This window comes from Xanthomonas bonasiae (assembly GCF_014836395.1).
Classification (GTDB): domain Bacteria; phylum Pseudomonadota; class Gammaproteobacteria; order Xanthomonadales; family Xanthomonadaceae; genus Xanthomonas_A; species Xanthomonas_A bonasiae.
This window is the reverse complement of record NZ_JACSQX010000001.1, coordinates 168,585-187,879: the sequence shown is the minus strand read 5'-3', so window position 1 is coordinate 187,879 and position 19,295 is coordinate 168,585. Positions and strand designations below refer to the sequence as shown.

15 protein-coding genes are annotated in these 19,295 nt (G+C 69.1%); 7 read left to right on the top strand and 8 right to left on the bottom strand.

Going from position 1 to position 19,295, the window contains the following annotated elements; genetic code table 11:
* Positions 1-103: 103 nt before the first annotated feature.
* The 3 genes from H9658_RS00825 (at position 104) to H9658_RS00815 (ending at position 3,286) form a co-directional block, all read left to right on the top strand.
* Complete coding sequence (locus H9658_RS00825; protein WP_191824024.1) at positions 104-1,987, top strand: ABC transporter ATP-binding protein; 1,884 nt, start codon at positions 104-106, stop codon at positions 1,985-1,987.
* Positions 1,988-2,013: 26 nt separating this feature from the next.
* Complete coding sequence (locus H9658_RS00820) at positions 2,014-2,409, top strand: hypothetical protein (protein ID WP_225209654.1); 396 nt, start codon at positions 2,014-2,016, stop codon at positions 2,407-2,409.
* 97 nt (positions 2,410-2,506) lie between these two features.
* The gene (locus H9658_RS00815) at positions 2,507-3,286 is read left to right on the top strand and encodes a ferredoxin--NADP reductase (RefSeq protein WP_179565247.1); all 780 of its coding nucleotides are present in this window, start codon (positions 2,507-2,509) and stop codon (positions 3,284-3,286) included.
* Between the two features lie 144 nt (positions 3,287-3,430).
* Here the strand turns inward: H9658_RS00815 and H9658_RS00810 are convergent, their stop codons facing one another.
* Together H9658_RS00810 and H9658_RS00805 are read right to left on the bottom strand one after the other, a co-directional pair.
* A complete protein-coding gene (locus H9658_RS00810) occupies positions 3,431-3,922 on the bottom strand; it encodes a glutathione peroxidase (protein WP_179565249.1) in 492 nt (163 codons plus the stop codon).
* Positions 3,923-3,926: 4 nt separating this feature from the next.
* The gene (locus H9658_RS00805; protein ID WP_191824023.1) at positions 3,927-5,969 is read right to left on the bottom strand and encodes an amidohydrolase family protein; all 2,043 of its coding nucleotides are present in this window, start codon (positions 5,967-5,969) and stop codon (positions 3,927-3,929) included.
* A 209-nt stretch (positions 5,970-6,178) separates the two neighbouring features.
* Between H9658_RS00805 and H9658_RS00800 the strand changes: the two genes are divergently transcribed.
* A complete protein-coding gene (locus H9658_RS00800) occupies positions 6,179-8,380 on the top strand; it encodes a M3 family metallopeptidase (RefSeq protein ID WP_191824022.1) in 2,202 nt (733 codons plus the stop codon).
* A gap of 106 nt (positions 8,381-8,486) precedes the next feature.
* On the opposite strand, the gene H9658_RS00795 is transcribed toward H9658_RS00800, so the two are convergent.
* The 4 genes from H9658_RS00795 to H9658_RS00780 form a co-directional block, all read right to left on the bottom strand.
* Entirely contained in the window at positions 8,487-8,984 is a 498-nt protein-coding gene (locus tag H9658_RS00795; protein ID WP_191824021.1) for a MarR family winged helix-turn-helix transcriptional regulator, read from the bottom strand.
* Between the two features lie 79 nt (positions 8,985-9,063).
* Positions 9,064-10,182: a cyclopropane fatty acyl phospholipid synthase gene (gene cfa, locus H9658_RS00790; protein WP_191824020.1), complete on the bottom strand. Its 1,119-nt coding sequence runs from the start codon at positions 10,180-10,182 to the stop codon at positions 9,064-9,066.
* Positions 10,183-10,193: 11 nt separating this feature from the next.
* A complete protein-coding gene (locus tag H9658_RS00785; RefSeq protein WP_179565258.1) occupies positions 10,194-11,054 on the bottom strand; it encodes a DUF3298 and DUF4163 domain-containing protein in 861 nt (286 codons plus the stop codon).
* Positions 11,055-11,115: 61 nt separating this feature from the next.
* Positions 11,116-11,403, bottom strand: a complete 288-nt coding sequence (locus tag H9658_RS00780; RefSeq protein WP_191824019.1) for a GNAT family N-acetyltransferase — start codon at positions 11,401-11,403, stop codon at positions 11,116-11,118.
* 299 nt (positions 11,404-11,702) lie between these two features.
* Between H9658_RS00780 and H9658_RS00775 the strand changes: the two genes are divergently transcribed.
* Positions 11,703-11,903, top strand: a complete 201-nt coding sequence (locus H9658_RS00775) for a hypothetical protein (RefSeq protein WP_179565262.1) — start codon at positions 11,703-11,705, stop codon at positions 11,901-11,903.
* A 175-nt stretch (positions 11,904-12,078) separates the two neighbouring features.
* On the opposite strand, the gene H9658_RS00770 is transcribed toward H9658_RS00775, so the two are convergent.
* Together H9658_RS00770 and H9658_RS00765 are read right to left on the bottom strand one after the other, a co-directional pair.
* Positions 12,079-12,714 (bottom strand): rhomboid family intramembrane serine protease, encoded by a 636-nt coding sequence (locus H9658_RS00770; protein ID WP_191824018.1) that lies wholly within the window; start codon positions 12,712-12,714, stop codon positions 12,079-12,081.
* A gap of 9 nt (positions 12,715-12,723) precedes the next feature.
* Entirely contained in the window at positions 12,724-14,280 is a 1,557-nt protein-coding gene (locus H9658_RS00765) for a POT-type proton-dependent oligopeptide transporter (protein ID WP_179565266.1), read from the bottom strand.
* 179 nt (positions 14,281-14,459) lie between these two features.
* On the opposite strand from H9658_RS00765, the gene H9658_RS00760 reads away from it, so the two are divergent.
* Positions 14,460-16,232, top strand: coding sequence for a M14 family metallopeptidase (locus H9658_RS00760; protein WP_191824017.1), 1,773 nt, complete (start codon positions 14,460-14,462; stop codon positions 16,230-16,232).
* Positions 16,233-16,310: 78 nt separating this feature from the next.
* Positions 16,311-19,292, top strand: coding sequence for a glycoside hydrolase family 3 C-terminal domain-containing protein (locus tag H9658_RS00755; protein ID WP_191824016.1), 2,982 nt, complete (start codon positions 16,311-16,313; stop codon positions 19,290-19,292).
* Positions 19,293-19,295: the final 3 nt, after the last annotated feature.

Sequence of the window (19,295 nt, the reverse complement as noted above, 5' to 3'; positions counted from 1 at the left end):
CGACAGCGGGCCGCGGCCGCCGCACCGATAGCGCACCGCGGCCCGCCGGTCGCACCAGGCCCAAACACTCCCCGCCCACATCCGGCCCCGGCACAATGCGCGGATGCCCTCCCCTTCTTCTGTCCATGGCGCACCGCGCCCCTCTCCCCGTACCGGCCCCAGCCTGCGCGAACGCTTCGACGCGATGCGCAACCTGCCGCCGTTCCTGCGCCAGATCTGGCAGACCAGCCGCGGGCTGACCCTGACCAGCATCGGCCTGCGCGTGCTGCGCGCGCTGATCCCGGTGGCCTCGCTGTACATCGGCAAGCTGATCATCGACGAGGCGATCCACCTGGTCGGGCAGTCGCCCGGCTTCACCTCGTTCGGCGAGGCGCTGGCCAGCGGGCGGCTGGAACGGTTGCTGGAGCTGCTGGCGCTGGAACTGGCGCTGGCGATCGGCTCGGACCTGCTCGGGCGGCTGGTCAGCTATGCCGATACGCTGCTGTCGGAGCTGTTCAACAACGTCACCAGCGTGCAGCTGATGGAACATGCCGCGCAACTGGACCTGGAGGATTTCGAGGACCCGGAGCAGCAGGACAAGCTCGACCGCGCGCGGCGCCAGACCATGGGCCGGATGAACCTGATGAGCCAGCTGTTCGGCCAGGTGCAGGACGCGATCACCGTGGTCAGCTTCGCGATCGGCCTGGTGGTGTATGCGCCGTGGCTGATGTTGCTGTTGGCCGTCGCGTTGATCCCGGCGTTCGTCGGCGAGGCGCATTTCAACGCGCTGGGCTATTCGCTGAACTTCCAGTGGACCGCCGAGCGGCGCCAGCTCGACTACCTGCGCCAGGTCGGCGCCAGCGTCGAGACCGCCAAGGAAGTGAAGATCTTCAACCTGCACAGCTTCCTGATCGCGCGCTACCGCGCGCTGGCCGACCGCTTCTTCCAGGCCAACCGCGCGCTGGCGCGCAAACGCATGCTGTGGGGCACGCTGCTCGCGGCGCTGGGCACGCTGGGCTACTACGCCGCCTATGGCTACATCGCCTGGCGCACGGTGCGCGGCGATTTCAGCATCGGCGACCTGACCTTCCTGGCCGGCAGTTTCCTGCGCCTGCGCCAGCTGCTGGAAGGCCTGTTGATCGGGTTTTCGCAGGTCGCCGGACAGGCGCTGTACCTGGACGACCTGTATTCGTTCTTCCGCATCGTGCCCGAGATCCGCACCCGCCCCGGCGCGGTGCCGGTGCCGCGTCCGATCGTGCGCGGCTTCGTGTTCGAGAACGTCGGCTTCCGCTACCCGGACGCCGAGCAATGGGCGGTGCGGCACCTGGACTTCGAGCTGCGCGCCGGCGAGGTGCTGGCGCTGGTCGGCGAGAACGGCGCCGGCAAGACCACCCTGGTCAAGCTGCTGGCGCGGCTGTACGACCCGGACGAGGGCCGCATCCTGCTCGACGGCCGCGACCTGCGCGACTACGACCTGGACGACCTGCGCGCCAACCTGGGGGTGATCTTCCAGGATTTCGTGCGCTACCACCTCAGCGCCGGCGAGAACATCGGCGTCGGCCGGGTCGATTCGATGGCCGATGCGACGCGGATCCGCGCCGCCGCGCAGCGGGCGATGGCCAGCGAGCTGATCGAAGGCCTGCCGCACGGCTACGAGCAACTGATCGGACGCCGCTTCAAGACCGGGGTGGACCTGTCCGGCGGGCAGTGGCAGAAGATCGCGATCGCGCGCGCCTACATGCGCGATGCGCAGGTGATGATCCTCGACGAGCCGACCGCGGCGCTGGACGCGCGCAGCGAGTTCGAGGTGTTCCAGCGCTTCAAGGAGCTGTCCGACAACCGCACCGCGGTGCTGATCTCGCACCGCTTCTCCAGCGTGCGCATGGCCGACCGCATCCTGGTCCTGGCCGGCGGCCAGATCGAGGCCAGCGGCACCCATGCCGAACTGATGGCGCAGGGCGGACGCTACGCGGAGCTGTTCGAATTGCAGGCCGCTGGGTATCGTTGAGCTTCGTCCGCCCTTTCGGATCCGCCATGCTGCGACGCCTCCTGCCCTGCCTGCTTGCCGCCGCCGTGGCGTTCCCCGCCGCCGCGGCCGACCCGGTTCCCGGCCCATCCGACTACGCCGCCGCCAAGGCCCTGGCCGACCGCGACGAGGCCGCGCTGCCCGGCGCGCTGGCCGAGCGCCTGCAGGCGCTGCAACGCGCGGCGCTGGACGAGGGCGTGGCCAGCTGCGCCACGCCGCGCCCGGACACCTCGCCGTTCGTCGTCGTGGTCCAGCTGCAGGCCGACGGCAACGTCGGCGCGAGCTGGCGCAACGGCACCACGCCGCTGGCGCTGTGCCTGGAGCGCTTCCTGCGCCAGCGCCCGTTGCTGGTCCCACCGCAGGCGCCGCTGTACCTGTCCTACGAACTGTCGTTCGAAAAGTGACGCACGCCGGGATGAACCATCCCAAATGAGATTCCCTCTCATTTGGGGCGACATGGGGTAGAATGGCGCCCGCTCCTTCCCCATCACGATCAACGGCATGTCCTCTGCTTTTGGCCCCGAAACGGTGCTCGACGTCCGCCACTGGACGGACGACTACTTCAGCTTCACCACCACCCGCAACGAAGGCTTCCGCTTCGACAACGGCCAGTTCGTGATGATCGGCCTGGAGACGGAGACGCGGCCGCTGCTGCGCGCCTACTCCATCGCCAGCGCCAACTGGGAAGAGCGGCTGGAGTTCTTCAGCATCAAGGTGCCGGACGGCCCGCTGACCTCGCGCCTGCAGCACATCAAGCCGGGCGATGCGGTGCTGGTCGGCAAGAAGCCCACCGGCACCCTGCTGATCAGCGACCTGCACCCGGGCCGGCACCTGTATCTGCTCGGCACCGGCACCGGCCTGGCGCCGTGGCTGTCGGTGATCAAGGATCCGGAAACCTACGAGCGCTTCGACAAGGTGATCCTCACCCACGGCGTGCGTTTCGAAAAAGACCTCGCCTACCGCGACTACTTCGAGAACGAATTGCCGCAGCACGAGTTCCTCGGCGAGACCATTCGCGAGAAACTGCTGTACTACCCGGCGGTGACCCGCGAGGACTTCCGCAACCGCGGCCGCCTCACCGAACTGCTGGAAAGCGGGCAGATGCAGCAGACCCTGGGCCTGCCGCCGCTGAATCCGGAATACGACCGGGCGATGATCTGCGGCAGCCCGCAGATGCTGGCCGACCTGCGCCAGACCCTGGACGCGCGCGGCTTCGTCGCCTCCTCGCGGATCGGCACGCCGGGCCACTACGTGTTCGAGCGCGCCTTCGTCGAGAAGTAACGCACGGCCGCGATCGCTGCGCCCGCCAACCACTACGCACCACTGTAGGAGCGGCTTCAGCCGCGACAGCCGCTATCCGCAGAGCCTGTCGCGGCTGAAGCCGCTCCTACAGAAAAAGCGGGCCGCATCGCGCACCGCTTCCGCTCACCCCAGCGCGCGCTCGATCTCCGCCGCCAGCGCTTCCGGCTTGTCGGTCGGCGCATAGCGCGCCAGCACCCGGCCGTCGCGGCCGACCAGGAACTTGCTGAAATTCCACTTGATCGCGGCGATGCCGAGCAGCCCCGATTTCTGCTGCTTGAGCCACTGCCACAGCGGATGCGCGGCGTCGCCGTTGACCTGCACCTTGGCGAACATCGGGAAATCGACGTCGTAGGTCAGCGCGCAGAACTGTTTGATTTCCTCCGCGGTGCCGGGCTCTTGGTGGCCGAACTGGTCGCAGGGAAACCCCAGCACCACCAGCCCGCGTTCGCGGTATCGCTGCCACAGCGCCTGCAGCCCGGCGTATTGCGGGGTGAAGCCGCACTTGGAAGCGACATTGACGATCAACAGCACCTTGCCGGTGTAGTCGGCGAGCGGCTGCGGACGGCCATCGAGGTCGTCGGCGGTGAAGGCGTAGGCGGTGGTCGGCGTGTCCATGCGCTCAATCCTCGACGGTGGCGATGCGCGCGGGCGCGGCGAACGGTTCGATGCCCAGCGCCGCGTAGACCTCGCTGGGGTAATACGCCGTGCCCTGCTTCACCACCAGCGCGACCTTGCGCAGGTCGGCGATGTCGCGGGTCGGGTCGCCATCGACCAGGATCAGGTCGGCGCGCTTGCCGGGCGCGATCGAGCCGCGGCTGTCCAGCGTGCGCGAGTACTTGGCGCCGTTCCAGGTCGCCACCTGCAGCGCCTGCGCCGGGGTCAGCCCGGCCTGCACGTACAGTTCGATCTCGCGCTGCAGGGTGAAGCCCGGGGTGGCGTCGGTGCCGGCCACCAGCGGCACGCCGGCGCGGTACAGGCGCCCGACGAAGGCCACCATCTTCTCGTAGGAACGCTCGTACAGCGCCGCGGTGGCGTCGTCGGGAATGTCGAACTCGGCGCTGCGCAGCCCGCGCTGCACGTCCGGCGGCAGGTGCCCGGCGACCGCGGCATAAGCCTGCGACAGGTCGCCCGGCCGCTGGCGGATGAAGTCGAAGGTGGCCACGGTCGAATCGATGACGATCTGCCGCCTGGCCAGTTCCTGCACGAAGGCCTGCACCGGCGCCGAGTCGAAATCCAGGTCGGCGGTGCGCTTGGCCGGCAGGTAGAAACGCTCCAGCGTGCGCGTATCGGTGTCGTGGGTGGCGTAGAAGTTCAGCAGCACCTGGTTGATGTGCTGGATCTCGTCGTAACCCTGCTCCACCGCCTCGTGCGCGAGCATGTGCACCGGAATGTGCCCGCTCACGCGCAGGCCCTTGGCGTGCGCGTAGGCGGCAGTGTCGCGCACCAGCGCCTGCGGGAACGAGTTGTAGATCTTGATGCCGACGTAGCCGTGCGCCGCATACCAGTCGACCGCCTCGTTGGCCTGCGCCTGGGTGCTGACCACGAAGCCGTTGCGTGCCGCCATTGGGCTCTCGCCCTCCAGGAAGCCGCAGGCGACCAGGCTCGGCATCAGCAACTGGCCGGCGCGCTCTTCCTGCATCACCTGCTGCAGCGTGGCGTTGTCGTTGCCCATGTCGCGCACGGTGGTGACGCCGGCGGCCAGGTGCAGGCCGCCGTCCCAGCGGCCGACGTGCCCATGCATGTCGAACAGGCCGGGCAGCAGCACCCGCCCCTGCGCATCGACCACCTGCTGCGCCTGCGCCGGCGCGCTGCCGGTGGCGACCACCGAGACGATCTTGCCGTCGCGCAGCAGCACGTCGGACGCGGCGCCGAGCGTGGCGTGCTCGCTGTCGAACACGCGCGCGTTGCGGATCAGCGTGGTGCCGGGCAAGGGATGCGCCAGGCGCTGCTGCAACTCGACCAGGGCGGTGGCTTCGGCCTGCTTCTGCGCCGCTTCCAGCGCGTCGGCATCCTTTTCGTAGCCGGTTTCGATCAGCTGCATCCAGCCCGGCGCGATGAACGCGAACAGGCGCGGCGTGGTGTCGGTGGTGAGCCAGGCGAAGGTGGGGGTGAAGCCGACCCCGGTCAGCGCCACCAGTTGCACCTTGCGCGCGCTGTTGCCCTGGCCGACCTGCGCCTGCTGCAGCTTGCGCAGGGTCAGCGCGCCGCTGGGGATCAGCGGCAGCCTGCCGTCGGCGCGGCGGCTCAGCGCGGTCACCGCCGCCGAGGTCGCCGCCGGGGTGCCGCCGAGCGGCCAGTACTGCGCGCCGCCGGCCACGCGCCGCTCGCCCTGGTCGGACGTGGACTTCCACTGTACGCGCTCGCCGTCGCGGCTGAAGCGCTCGTCCACCGGCGCGCCGAAGGTGGAGGTGCCCTGTACCTGGTAGGTCTTGAAGGTGCCGTCGGCGGCCAGCGTGTACTGCTCCTTCAGTTCCGGGCCGCGGCCGTTGTCCTTGAACACGAAGTCCACCCGGGTGATGCCGTCGTCGCCGACGCTGACGCTCTGCTGCCCGGCCTGCTTGCCGCCGTCCACCAGCATCACGTAGCGCAGCGTCTGCGCCGACCACGCCGGCGCCGCCCATACCGCGCACGCGGCCACGCACAAGCCGAAGATCGCTTTCATCGGTTTCTCCCTGCGGCCGTCGGCCGTGTTCACGCAATGGCAGTGGTCTGCATCGGTCAGGCGCTATATGACGCCGCCGCCGCGGCGAAGGCAAGCGCGCTTGCAGCATGTGCTGCGCCGCGCCATAGGCCCCATGGCTTTAGTCACGGGCCGCATGCGCCGCACTGCGGTAGCCTGCATGGTCCAACCTTATCGCTGGATACCGCTTGATGACCACCCGCCTCGCCCTCGCGCTCGCCGCCACGCTCGGACTCGCCATGCCTGCCTACGCCAACGCCGCCACGCCCGCCGCTGCGCAAGCGGCCACGCAGGCCAATCCGTTCTTCGCCGAAAGCCCGTTGCCGCTGCACTACCCGCAGTTCGACCGGATCAAGGACAGCGACTTCGCCCCGGCCTTCGACGCCGGCATGGCGCAGCAGCTGAAGGAAGTGGAGGCGATCGCCAACCAGAAGGCCAAGCCGAGTTTCGACAACACCATCGTGGCGATGGAGAAGAGCGGCCAGGTGCTGGACCGCGCGACCACGGTGTTCTTCAACCTGGTCGGCGCCGACACCAACGATGCGCGCAAGCAGCTGCAGGCCGAGTACTCGGGCAAGTTCGCCGCGCACCGCGACACGATCTCGCTCAATCCCAAGCTGTTCGCGCGCATCCAGGCGCTGTACGACACCCGCAACCAGCTCGGCCTGGACGCGCAGGGCGTGCGCCTGGTGGAGAAGTACTACAGCGATTTCGTGCGCGACGGCGCCAAGCTCGGCGATGCCGACAAGACCAAGCTCAAGGCGATGAACGCCGAGCTGGCCAAGCTCGGCACCCAGTTCAGCCAGAACGTGCTGGCCGAAGTGAATGCCGCCGCGGTGGTGGTGGACGACGTCAAGCAGCTCGACGGCCTGTCCGACGAACAGATAGCCTCGGCGGCCGAAGCGGCCAAGGCACGCAAGCTCGACGGCAAGTACGTGATCGCGCTGCTCAACACCACCGGCCAGCCGCCGCTGACCCAGCTCAAGGACCGCGCGCTGCGGCAGAAGATCTACGAAGCCTCGGTGTCGCGCGGCAGCCACGGCGGCAAGTACGACAACACCGCGCTGGTGTCGCGGATCATGAGCCTGCGCGCCGAGCGCGCCAAGCTGCTGGGCTACCCGAACCACGCCGCCTACTCGCTGGAAGACCAGACCGCCAAGACCCCCGAAGCGGTCAACGCGATGCTCGGCAAGCTGGCCCCGGCCGCGGTCGCCAACGCCAAGCGCGAGGCCGCCGACCTGCAGGCGATGATCGACAAGGAACAGAAGGCGGCCGGCAAGCCGAGCTTCACCCTCGCCGCCTGGGACTGGGCCTACTACACCGAGAAGGTGCGCCAGGCCAAGTACGACTTCGACGAGTCCCAGCTCAAGCCCTACTTCGAACTGAAGAACGTGCTGGAAAACGGCGTGTTCTACGCCGCCAACCAGGAATACGGGCTGACCTTCAAGCAGCGCACCGACCTGCCGACCTACCGCGACGACCTGCTGGTCTACGACGTGTTCGACGCCGACGGCCAGCAGCTGGCGATCTTCATCGCCGACATGTACGCGCGCGAATCCAAGCGCGGCGGCGCGTGGATGAATTCCTACGTGTCGCAGTCGGCGCTGACCGGCTACAAGCCGGTGGTCGCCAACCACCTCAACATTCCCAAGCCGCCGGCCGGCCAGCCCACGCTGCTGACCTGGGACGAGGTCACCACCGCGTTCCACGAGTTCGGCCATGCGCTGCACGGCATGTTCTCCAACGTGAAGTACCCGTACTTCTCCGGCACCAGCGTGCCGCGCGATTTCGTCGAGTTCCCGTCGCAGGTCAACGAGATGTGGGCGGACGATCCGGCCATCCTCAAGCACTACGCCAAGCACTACCAGAGCGGCGCGCCGATGCCGCAGGCCTTGCTGGACAAGGTGGTGGCCGCGGCCAAGTTCAACCAGGGCTTCGCCACCACCGAATACCTGGGCGCGGCGATGCTCGACCAGCGCTGGCACCAGCTCGCTGCCGGCCAGGTGCCGCCGGCAGCGGGGGTGATGGACTTCGAGGCCAAGGCGCTGGCCGCCGATGGCATCGCCTACGCGCCGGTGCCGCCACGCTACCGCACGCCCTATTTCAGCCACATCATGGGCGGCTACGCGGCCGGCTACTACGCCTATATCTGGTCCGAGGTGCTCGACGCCAACACCCAGCAGTGGTTCAAGCAGCATGGCGGGCTCAGCCGCGCCAACGGCGACCGCTTCCGCCAGACCCTGCTCTCGCGCGGCGGCAGCGTCGACGCGATGCAGCTGTTCCAGGACTTCGCCGGGCACGCGCCGAAGATCGAACCGTTGCTGGAAAAGCGCGGCCTGACCCCGGGTGGCGGCGACGGCGCCATGCCGCAGACGCCGGCCGGCAAGGACTGAACCCCGGCGCCATGCGCACCCCGACGCCGACCGCATTCGCGGGCGGCGTCGTCGTTTGCGGCGCTTGCCGCAGCCACTTGCGTCCGCACGCGCGGACGCGGCGCGGTCAGACGGCGCTGTCGATGCCGGCCAGCATCTTCTTGAGCAGCGTCTCCAGCTGCACCTGCTCGGCCTCGTCCAGGCCGGCGGTCTCCTCGTCCAGGAACGTGCACACCGCCGGCAACATGCGTTCGATCAGCGCGATCCCGGCCGGCTGCAGGGTCAGGGTGATCTTGCGCCGGTCCTCGGGGCTGGCCGAGCGCAGCAGCAGGCCCTTGCCGCACAGGTTGTCGGTGAGGCGGGTGATGTTGGCGGGCTTCTCGCTCGCCGCCTCGGCCACTTCGGTCGGGGTGATGCATTGCCCGGGCGTGCCGTACAGCATCATCAGGATCTCGTATTCCGGTGGACTGATGCCGTGCGCCTTGAGCAGCCCGCAGGCATTGGCGTGGATGCGCTTGTACAGATGCTTGACGAGCCTGACCAGCACGGCCGGTTCGCGTGGGAAGGCAGGGTAGCGCTCGCAGGTGAAGGCTACGCGCCGCTCGGTCTGATCAAAACTTCCCATGGGAGGGTGGAATCGCACGTCGGGGGTCGGGGCCGCCAATGCTACCGACTGTTGCGGGACAGCAACCACCCGCCTTCGCTCACCGCGGTGCGCGGTATCCTCCCCGTACACCTTCGGGCGACAGCAGCAGCTGCCACAACTGCGCGCGGCGGCAGCGAAAGGTGGCCATCGACCCGGCCAGATAGAAGCGCCACATGCGCCGGAAACGCAGGTCGTAGCGCTGCGCATCCAGATCCGGCCAGGCCGCCTCGACGTTGTCGCGCCAGGCGTGCAGCGTGCGCTCGTAGTCGGCGCCGAAGTTGTGCCAGTCCTCGCACACGAAGCGGTCTTCCAGCGCCGCGGCGATCTGCGCGGCCGAGGGCAACATCGAATTGGGAAAGATGTAGCGCGCGATCCACGGATCGGTCCGGTGCCGCGACACGTTGCTGCCGATGCTGTGCAACAGGAACAGCCCGTGCGGATGCAGGCACTGCCGTACCCGTGCTAAGTAGCTGCGGTAGTTCTTGTCGCCGACGTGCTCGAACATGCCGATCGAGAAGATCGCGTCGAAACGCTCGTCCAGCGCGCGGTAGTCCTGCAGGCGGATCTCGATCGGCAGGCCGCGGCACAGCTGCCGCGCGTAATCGGCCTGTTCCTGCGACACGGTGACGCCGACGCCCGCCACGCCGTAGCGCTCGGCGGCGAACTTCAGCGCCTCGCCCCAGCCGCAGCCGATGTCGAGCACGCGCATGCCCGGGCGCAACCGCAGCTTGCGGCAGACCAGGTCCAGCTTGGCCTCCTGCGCCGCATCCAGAGCGTCGGCGGCGGCCCAGTAACCGCAGCTGTAGACCAGGCGGCGGCCGAGCATCGCGCGGTACAGGTCGTTGCCCAGGTCGTAGTGGCGGCGCCCGACCTCGTAGCTGCGGCGTCCGCGTTGCAGGTTGAACAGGCGTGCGCGCACCGCGTAGGCCAGGTCGGCGATGCCGTGCACGCGCTGCTCGAGCCGGGCATCGAGCAGCCGCGCCAGGGTCTGGTCCAGCGCCGGCGCCTCCCACCAGCCGTCCATGTAGCTTTCGCCCAGGCCCAGCGACCCTTGCGCCAGCACCCGCGCGTAGAAACGCGGGTCGTGCACCGCGATGTCGTGGGCGCGCGCGCCGCCGACGCGCACGTCGGCACTGGCGAGCAGGTCGACGACACGGCGCTGCAGCGGCCCGGCCACGCCCGCACCCGCTATGCCGCGAACAGCTCCGCGTATTCCGGCGCCACCAACCCGCGCAGCACGCTGGCCGGGACATCCACCGTCTGCGTGCCATCGGAATACGGTCCCACCTGGTAAGGCGGGAACACGAAGCGCAACGCCACGATCTTGCCGGCGGCGTCGACCAGGGGCTGGAACTGACTGAAGTTCTCCGCTTGCGGCTCGGTTCCTTCGGCGATCATCTTGTCGGCGCTGCGGACCTGTTCGTCATGGTCCTCCGGCGGCAACTGTTCGGCATCCACCCGCGCCTGCACCGCCTGGCGCAGCTGCGTGGCGACATAGCCAGCCACCTGCGCCCAGCCCTTGGGATCGGGAATCAGCGTCTCGGCGGTCAGCATGCGCTGCTGCTGCGGCAGCCATACGAAGCGCGCCACCAGCGGCTCGCCATGAGCGCCGCCGGTATAGCGGCTGCCGTCGGCGGCCACCGCCACCAGCTCGGGCCGTTCCAGCAGCATCTCGAACTGCAGCGACAACTCGTAGGGCGCGCTGGGACGGTCGTTGCCGAGGCCGCCGACCGCTTCCATCAGTTCGCCGCGCGCGGCCTGCGCGTAGCGGCCGACCGCCTCGGCCAGGCCCGGATAGCGGTTGAGCGCCGGTGGGAAGGTGATACCGACCACGTAGCTGGGGCTGTGCTCGATCACGTCCTTCAGTTCCATCGGGGCCGGCGCTGCGGGCGCCGCCGCGGCGGCGGGCGCCGGAGCCGGCGCCGGTTCGGCGGCCGGCGCCGCCGCCTCGCGCTTGCACCCTGCCACGGCCAACGTCGCCGCCAACGCCAGCGCCGTCCACCGCCATGGAATGTTCTGCCCCGTCTGTACCCTGTGCCTCACATCCATTCCCCTGTGTCTTGCGTCTGTGTGATGACGAATTATCGCGCCGTCGTCGCGTCGTGCGCACTCAGCCGAGCAAGTCGGCGTATTCGGGATGGCGCTGCACGAACACCGCCGCGTACGAACAGGCCGGGACCACCTTCCATCCCTGCGCCCGCGCATGGTCCAGCGCCGCGCTCACCAGCCGTGCCGCCAAGCCGCGGCCGCCGATCGCGGTCGGCACGCCGGTATGGGTGATGACCAGGCGGCCGTCCTGCAACAGATAGTCCAACTCGGCCTCATGGCCGTCCAGCTGCAGCGCGAAGCGCTGTCGCTGCGGATCGTGTGCGATCGGTGGGGAGGACGCTGCGCTCATGGCCTGGCTCATGCGACGGAATGCACAGTCTGGTCGCGCGCGCGCCGCGACGATGTGAAGCCGCACGCCGCGCCGCGTCACCCGCAGCCGACGCGCTGCGTCACTTCCGGCCGGGCCGGGCCGGCCGCCGACCACGACGCGGCTCAGGTACGCGCGCCGATCTCTGCAGCCGGCTGGGGAATCGGCGACGCGCCCTAAAGTCCTGCCGCGCGCGGCCGCTACCAACCGCGTACCACCGTGGAAATCTGGCATGGGACTTGCGAAATCCATCACGGTGTAATCGAACAGGGGCGATGCGCATGAGCGACAACGAACAGATCCATGGCGACCACGATGCGTCGTTGCTGGAAGGGCTGTACCAACTGGTGGTCAGCGGCCACACCCAGGGCTGGGAATTCGACCAGCTCAACAGCGAGGTCTACGACCGACTGAAGCAAACCTACGAACACGCCGCGATCGGCAGCGCCAACGTGCAATTGCGCGGCCAGCAGGCCGCCTGAGCCGAGCGTCACGCGCGGACCGCGACGCGGGCCGCAGACCGCCGGAGAGGTTTCGAGCCACCGGCCGCAGCGCGCACCCCGGGCTGACGGCCGGATTCCGTTTCGCGGGCACCCTCGCCTCGCGCCCACCTGCAGCGACGGCATCGCCGCCGGCGTTCGCGAATCCGCGCAGCCGCTAGCCGCGGCCGAAGCGCGGCTGCGCCAGCTGGTCGAGGAAGTGCTGCAGCACCGACGGTTCCATGATCAGCAGGAACATCACCCCGAACGCAGCGCCGGCCAGATGCGCGCTGTGGTTGATGTTGTCGCCGCCACGGCGGTCCATCCAGATGCTGTAGCCCACATAGAACAGCGCGTACAGGATCGCCGGGATCGGAATCGGGATGAAGAAGAAGTAGATCCCGGTCCACGGCGCCAGCAGGATGTAGGCGAACAGCACCGCCGAGACCGCGCCGGACGCGCCCAGGCTGAAGTAGTTAGGGTTCTTCTGGTTCTTCAGGTAACTGGGCAGGATCGCCACCACCAGCGCCGCCAGGTAGAACAGCGGATAGGTCAGCAGGCTCCCGGTCAACCGCTCCATCAGCCGTTCGATCGGACCGCCGAAGAAATACAGCGTGACCATGTTGAACAGCAGATGCGGGAAATCGGCGTGGATGAAGCCATGTGTCACCAGCCGGTCGTACTGCTTGTGCCGGTCGATCGCCGGCGGCCACAGGATCAACCGGTCGAGCAGCTTGCGGTTGTTGAACGCCGCCCACGACACCAGCACGGTGAGGACGATCAGGATCAGGTTGACGGGGGTGACGGACGGCATGCGGGGGCCTCAGGCGGTACGGTAATGATCGACCATGCGGTAACGGCGCGCATACAGCCCGAACAACAGCGCGGCGACGCAGGCGAAGGCGGCGAAGAAGAACATCAGGAACGCGGTTTCGCTGAGCCCGGTACTGCCGATGTGCGCGGTGACGGTGTCGTTGCGCACCGCCGCGTTGGACAGCAGCACCCACAGGTTGCCGACCGTGGTGGTCAGGTTCCAGAAACTCATCACCACGCCCTTCATCGATTGCGGCGCCTGGCTGTAGGCGAACTCCAGGCCGGTCGCCGAGACCAGCACCTCGCCGAAGGTCAGCAGCGCGTACGGCAGGATCTGCCAGGCGATGGACAGCGCGTCGCCGCCGTCCATCGCCACCTGCAGCGTGCCGACCACGATCCAGGCCAGGCCGCTGAAGGCGATGCCCGCGGTCATCCGCCGCAGCGCGGTCGGCTCGTAGCCGCCACGGCGCAGCAGCGGATACAGCACCAGGTTGTTGAAAGGGATCAGCAGCATCACCAGCGCCGGATTCAGCGCCTGCATCTGCGAGGCGCTGAACCAGTCGGGCATCTGCATCTGCTGGCCCTGCAGCACCCAGGTCGAGGCCTTCTGGTCGAACAGCGAGAAGAACGGCGTCGCCAGCGCGAACACCACCAGCACCCGCAGCACCGCGCGCACGCCGTCCACCGCCGCGTCCGGATGCACCGCGCGGGCGCGCTCCAGCTGCCACCAGGTACCGCCGCCGATCCCGGCCAGCAGCAGCACCAGCGCCAGGCACAGGCAGATCACGATGCCCAGCGTCGGCAGCAGCGCGAAGCTGGCCAGCGCCAGCACCACCGCGATGGCGGCGAGCGCCAGGCCGGGACGCCCCTGCCCCGGCGCGCGCGACAGCAGCGCGCTGCGCACCACCTGGGCGAAGCCGTGCGGGTCCTGCGGCGGCAGCGGCACGCGCACGTAGCGGCGGCGCCCGGCCCAGAACACCAGCGTGGCCACGAACATCAGGATGCCGGGAATGCCGAACGCCCACGCCGGGCCCAGGTTCTTCAACGCCAGCGGGATCAGCAGCGAGGCGAACAGCGAACCGAAGTTGATGATCCAGTAGAAGGCGTCGAACACCACCTTGGCCAGGTGCTTGTTGGACTGGTCGAACTGGTCGCCCATGAACGAGGCCACCAGCGGCTTGATTCCGCCGGCGCCCAGCGCGATCAGCCCCAGGCCGACGAAGAACCCTTCGCGGCTGCCCTCGAACAGCGCCAGGCAGGCGTGGCCCGCGCAATAGATCAGGCTGAACCACAGGATGGTGGTGTACTTGCCGAAGAAGCGGTCGGCCAGCCAGCCGCCGAGCAGCGGGAAGAAATACACGCCGACCATGAAGCTGTGCATGATGTGCTTGGCCTCGGCCTCGCGGCCGGGCGCGGTCATTTCCTGCAGCAGCAGCGAGGTGATCAGGAACTGCACCAGGATGTTGCGCATGCCGTAGAAGCTGAAACGCTCGCAGGCCTCGTTGCCGATGATGTACGGGATCTGCCGCGGCATCCGCGCGCCGGCGTGCGCGTTGGCCGCACTCATCCGCACTTCCTCGTCGATCGTTCGCTCGTCACAGGCACTGGTCCAGGCAAAATTTTCAGAAGGTTACCCGATCGTTCCGGGCGAATCGAACCGTGCGCAGCGGCCGCGGCGGCACGCAGGTGCTTTCGCAATCGGCGCGCTGCACGCATCATGGGGGCCTCTCCCGCGACGGTGCCGCAATGATCCGACCCTGGCTGGTCCCCCTCCTGCTGCCGATGCTGCTGTGCAGCATGCCATTGCTGGCCAGCGATGCGGGCCTGTCCACCGAGGCCGAGCGCAGCGGTTTTCTGCGTACCGGGCGCTACGCGGAGACCATCGCGCTGTGCGACGCGTTCGCGCAGCGCTATCCGCAGGCGGTGCGGTGCTTCGACTTCGGCACCACGCCCGAGGGCCGGCCGATGAAGGCGCTGGCGGTCTCCAAGTCCGGCGCGCTGGATGCCGCAACGGCGCAAGCGCGCAAGCTGCCGGTGGTGCTGATCCAGGGCGGCATCCACGCCGGCGAGATCGACGGCAAGGACGCCGGCTTCCTGGCGCTGCGCCAACTGCTCGACGGTGAGGCCGCGCGCGGCGCGCTGGACAAGCAGGTGTGGCTGTTCGTGCCGGTGTTCAACGTCGATGGCCACGAGCGCTTCGGCGCCTGGAACCGGCCCAACCAGCGCGGGCCGGAGCAGATGGGCTGGCGCACCACCGCGCAGAACCTCAACCTCAATCGCGACTACGTCAAGGCCGACGCGCCGGAGATGCAGGCGATGCTGCGCCTGGTCGAACAATGGGACCCGCTGCTGTACGTGGACCTGCACGTCACCGACGGCGCGCAGTTCGAGCACGACGTGTCGGTGCAGGTGGAACCGCTGCATGCCGGCGACGCCGCGCTGCGCGGCGACGGCCTGCGCCTGCGCGACGGCGTGCTCGCCGACCTGAAGCGGCAGGGCTCGCTGCCGCTGCCCTACTACCCCTCGTTCGTGGTCAACGACGATCCGGCCTCCGGCTTCGAGGACGGCGTGGCCACGCCGCGCTTCTCGCACGGCTATTTCCAGCTGCGCAACCGCTTCGGCATGCTGGTGGAAACGCATTCGTGGAAGCCCTATCCGCAACGCGTGCGCATCACCCGCAACACCATCATCTCGGTGCTGCAGCAGGTGGCGCGCAACGGCGGCCGCTGGCGCGCCGACGCGCTCGCCGCCGACGCGCGCGCGCAGCAGCTCGGCGGCAAGACGCTGGCGCTGGACTACCGCACCACCGAGCAGTCGCGCCTGGTGGATTTCCGCGGCTACGCCTATACCCGCACGCTGTCGCCGGTGTCCGGTGCGCTGATGACCCGCTACGACGAGCGCACCCCGCAGATCTGGCGGGTACCGCTGCGCGATCACATCGTGCCCAGCGTGGAAGTCGTGGCGCCGCGCGCCGGCTATCTGGTGCCGGCCGCGCAGGCGGCGCTGGTCGCCGCCAAGTTGCGCCAGCACGGCATCGCGTTCCGCACCCTGGACCGCGCCGCCACGCTGCCGGTGCAGACGTTCCGCGCCGACGATGCCAGCTTCGCCGCGCGTTCCTCCGAAGGCCACCAGCGGCTCAGCGTGCAGGGCGGCTGGACCCCCGCGACGCGCGCCATCGGCGCCGGCGCCCTGTTCGTGCCGATCGCCCAGCCCAAGGCGCGGTTGCTGATGGCGTTGCTGGAACCGCAGGCGCCGGACTCGCTGCTGCAGTGGGGCGAGTTCAACAGCGCCTTCGAGCGCACCGAATACATGGAAGACTATGTGGCCGAGGACGTGGCGCGGCAGATGCTGGCCAGCGACCCGGCACTGAAGGCCGAATTCGAGAGCAAGCTCGAGCACGACGCCGACTTCGCCAAGGATCCGCATGCGCGGCTGGAGTTCTTCCACCGCCGCCATTCCTCCTGGGATGCGCAGTACCGGCTGTATCCGGTGATGCGCAGCGACGAAGCGCCGTCCTAGCGCTTCAGCGGCTCTCCCCTCCCCAACTCCCCCCGATGCGCAATCCCTTCAGCTGCTAGAGAGGCCTCACGCCCCGCTATGAAAACGTTTTCAGGACTCCTTTGCCTGGCGCTCGCGCTGGCCTGGCCGGCCTTCGCCGCGCCTGCGCCCGCGACCGCCAAGGACACCCCGACGCTCAGCGTGGTCACGCTGAACCTGTACCACGACAAGCTCGACTGGCCGAATCGGCGCACCCAGATCGTGCAGACCCTGCGCGAACTGCGTCCGGACGCGATCGCGCTGGAAGAAGTGCTGCAGCACGACACGCTGCCGAACCAGGCGCAATGGCTGGCCGAGCAGCTCGGCTACGCCTATTACTTCACCAGCGTCGATCCGCCCGGCGCCGCGCAGCGCTACGGCAACGCGCTGCTGACCCGGCGCCCGATCCTGGCGCGCGAACAGATCCGCCTGAACCCGCTCGACGACAGCCGCACCGCCGGGCGCCTGCGCCTGGACGTGGACGGCCGCGCGGTCAATCTCTACGTCACCCACCTGCACTGGACCGAGGCCGGCGGCGCGTTGCGCGAGCGCCAGCTGCAGGACCTGCTGGCCTGGGTCGACAAGACCGCCGACGGCGCGCCGTCGCTGCTCGCCGGCGACTTCAACGCCAGCGCCGACGCGCCGGAACTGGCCGCGCTGCGCAGCGGCTTCGGCGACAGCTACGGCAGCCTGCACGGCGCCAAGGACCGTCGTGCCGACAGCACCTTGAACCCGAAGTTCAACCCGCCCAGGCGCATCGACCACGTGTTCTTCCAGCGCGAGCGGTTCGAACCGGTGAGCAGCCGCATCCTGTTCCAGAAGCCCGACGCCAACGGCGTCTGGGCCTCGGATCACTTCGGCCTGGTCAGCACGTTCCGCCTGGCGCCCAGCGCCACCGCCGATGCGCAGCGCCCGTGGACCGATCGCGCGCTGGCGCCGGACCGCCGCGCCGCGTTGCTGGTGCAGGCGATGACCCAGGACGAGAAGTTCCAGATGCTGCACAGCTACTTCGGCCTGGGCAAGGACGGCGGTCCGCTGCCGCCCGGCGCGCTCGGCTCGGCCGGCTTCGTGCCGGCGATCGAACGCCTTGGCATCGCCGCGCAGCAGCTGGCCGACGCCGGCGTCGGCGTGACCAATCCGGGCAACGTGCGCCCCGGCGACCACGCCACCGCGCTGCCGTCCGGCCCGGCCACCGCCGCCACCTGGAACCGCGACCTGGCCTTCGCCGGCGGCGCCACCATGGGCCGCGAGGCCTGGCAGCAGGGCTTCAACGTGCTGCTGGCCGGCAGCGTCAACCTGCAGCGCGATCCGCGCAACGGCCGCAACTTCGAGTACGCCGGCGAAGATCCGCTGCTGGCCGGGGTGATGGTCGGCGAGTCGATCCGCGGCGTGCAGAGCCAGCGCGTGGTGTCGACGATGAAGCACTTCGCGATGAACGACCTGGAGACCGGGCGCAACACCCACAGCGCCGACATCGGCGAGCAGGCCATGCACGAATCGGACCTGCTGGCGTTCGAGCTGGCGCTGAAGATCGGCGAACCCGGCTCGGTGATGTGTTCCTACAACCGCATCAACGGCATCTACGGCTGCGAACACGACTACCTGCTCAACAAGGTGCTCAAGCAGGAATGGAAGTTCCCCGGCTACGTGATGTCCGACTGGGGCGGCGTGCACAGCGGTTCCAAGGCGGCGCTGGCCGGGCTGGACCAGCAATCGGCCGGCGAAGTGTTCGACAAGGCGGTGTACTTCGACCAGCCGCTGCGCCTGGCGGTGGCCGGCGGCACGGTGCCGCAGGCGCGCCTGGACGACATGGTGCGGCGCATCCTGCGCGCCTTCATCGCCACCGGCAGCTTCGACCATCCGCCGCAGCGCCAGCCGATCGACGACGTCGCCGGCGGCGCGGCGGTGCAGAAAGTGGTCGAGGAAGGCACGGTGCTGCTGCGCAACGAGCGCGACACGCTGCCGTTGCCGCGCACGCTGCGGCGCATCGCGGTGATCGGCGGGCATGCCGACAAGGGCGTGATCGGCGGCGGCGGCTCATCGATGGTCGGCTTCACCGTCAACGGCGCCAACGCGGTGCCGGGGCTGGCCCCGACCACCTGGCCGGGCCCGGTGATGTTCCATCCGTCCTCGCCGCTGCAGGCATTGCGCAAGGCAATGCCTGACGCGCAGATCGACTATGCCAGCGGCGACGATGTGGCGGCGGCGGCCAAGCTCGCGCGCGGTGCCGAAGCGGTGATCGTGTTCGCCACGCAGTGGTCGGCCGAATCGGTGGACCTGCCCGACATCAAACTGCCCGGCAAGCAGGACGCGCTGATCGCGGCAATGGCCAAGGCCAACCCGCGCACGGTGGTGGTGCTGGAGACCAACGGCCCGGTGGCGATGCCGTGGCTGCAACAGGTGCCGGCGGTGCTGGAAGCCTGGTACCCGGGCATCCGCGGCGGCGAAGCGCTGGCGCGCCTGCTGCTGGGCGAGGTCAATCCGTCCGGGCGCCTGCCGGTGACCTGGCTGCGCGACGTGGCGCAGCTGCCGCGGCCATCGATCCCGGGGCTGGGCTTCAAGCCGGCGCAACCGGCCGGCAGCAATGTCGACTACGACATCGAAGGCGCCAACGTCGGCTACCGCTGGTTCGCCGCGCGCGGCCTGGATCCGCTGTACGCGTTCGGCCACGGCCTGTCCTACACCCGCTTCGACTACGCCAACCTGAGCGTGCAGGTGGACGGCAGCACGGTGATCGCCAGCTTCGACGTGCGCAACAGCGGCGAACGCGAAGGCGCCGACGTGCCGCAGCTGTACCTGCGCCTGCCGCAGGGCCACCACACGCCGATCCGCCTGGTCGGCTGGGACAAGCTCACGCTCAAGCCCGGCGAAACCCGCCGCGTCAGCATCGTCGCCGAACCCAAGACCCTGGCCGACTACGACCCGGCGCAGCGCCAGTGGCGCATCGCCGCCGGCGACTACGAACTGGTGCTGGGCCGCTCGGCGACGCAGGCCGCGGCCAGCGTGCCGCTGCGTCTACAAGAAAGCGTGCTGTCGCGCTAGAAA

Bases quoted from the DNA above. Each gene is read 5' to 3' on its own strand.
- H9658_RS00825 (WP_191824024.1), top strand. From the start codon at position 104: ATGCCCTCCCCTTCTTCTGTCCATGGCGCACCGCGCCCCTCTCCCCGT.
- H9658_RS00760 (WP_191824017.1), top strand. From the start codon at position 14,460: ATGATCCGACCCTGGCTGGTCCCCCTCCTGCTGCCGATGCTGCTGTGC.
- H9658_RS00785 (WP_179565258.1), bottom strand. From the start codon at position 11,054: ATGGATGTGAGGCACAGGGTACAGACGGGGCAGAACATTCCATGGCGG.
- H9658_RS00755 (WP_191824016.1), top strand. From the start codon at position 16,311: ATGAAAACGTTTTCAGGACTCCTTTGCCTGGCGCTCGCGCTGGCCTGG.
- H9658_RS00795 (WP_191824021.1), bottom strand. From the start codon at position 8,984: ATGGGAAGTTTTGATCAGACCGAGCGGCGCGTAGCCTTCACCTGCGAG.
- H9658_RS00820 (WP_225209654.1), top strand. From the start codon at position 2,014: ATGCTGCGACGCCTCCTGCCCTGCCTGCTTGCCGCCGCCGTGGCGTTC.
- H9658_RS00815 (WP_179565247.1), top strand. From the start codon at position 2,507: ATGTCCTCTGCTTTTGGCCCCGAAACGGTGCTCGACGTCCGCCACTGG.
- H9658_RS00765 (WP_179565266.1), bottom strand. From the start codon at position 14,280: ATGAGTGCGGCCAACGCGCACGCCGGCGCGCGGATGCCGCGGCAGATC.
- H9658_RS00810 (WP_179565249.1), bottom strand. From the start codon at position 3,922: ATGGACACGCCGACCACCGCCTACGCCTTCACCGCCGACGACCTCGAT.
- H9658_RS00780 (WP_191824019.1), bottom strand. From the start codon at position 11,403: ATGAGCGCAGCGTCCTCCCCACCGATCGCACACGATCCGCAGCGACAG.
- H9658_RS00775 (WP_179565262.1), top strand. From the start codon at position 11,703: ATGAGCGACAACGAACAGATCCATGGCGACCACGATGCGTCGTTGCTG.
- H9658_RS00805 (WP_191824023.1), bottom strand. From the start codon at position 5,969: ATGAAAGCGATCTTCGGCTTGTGCGTGGCCGCGTGCGCGGTATGGGCG.
- H9658_RS00770 (WP_191824018.1), bottom strand. From the start codon at position 12,714: ATGCCGTCCGTCACCCCCGTCAACCTGATCCTGATCGTCCTCACCGTG.
- H9658_RS00800 (WP_191824022.1), top strand. From the start codon at position 6,179: ATGACCACCCGCCTCGCCCTCGCGCTCGCCGCCACGCTCGGACTCGCC.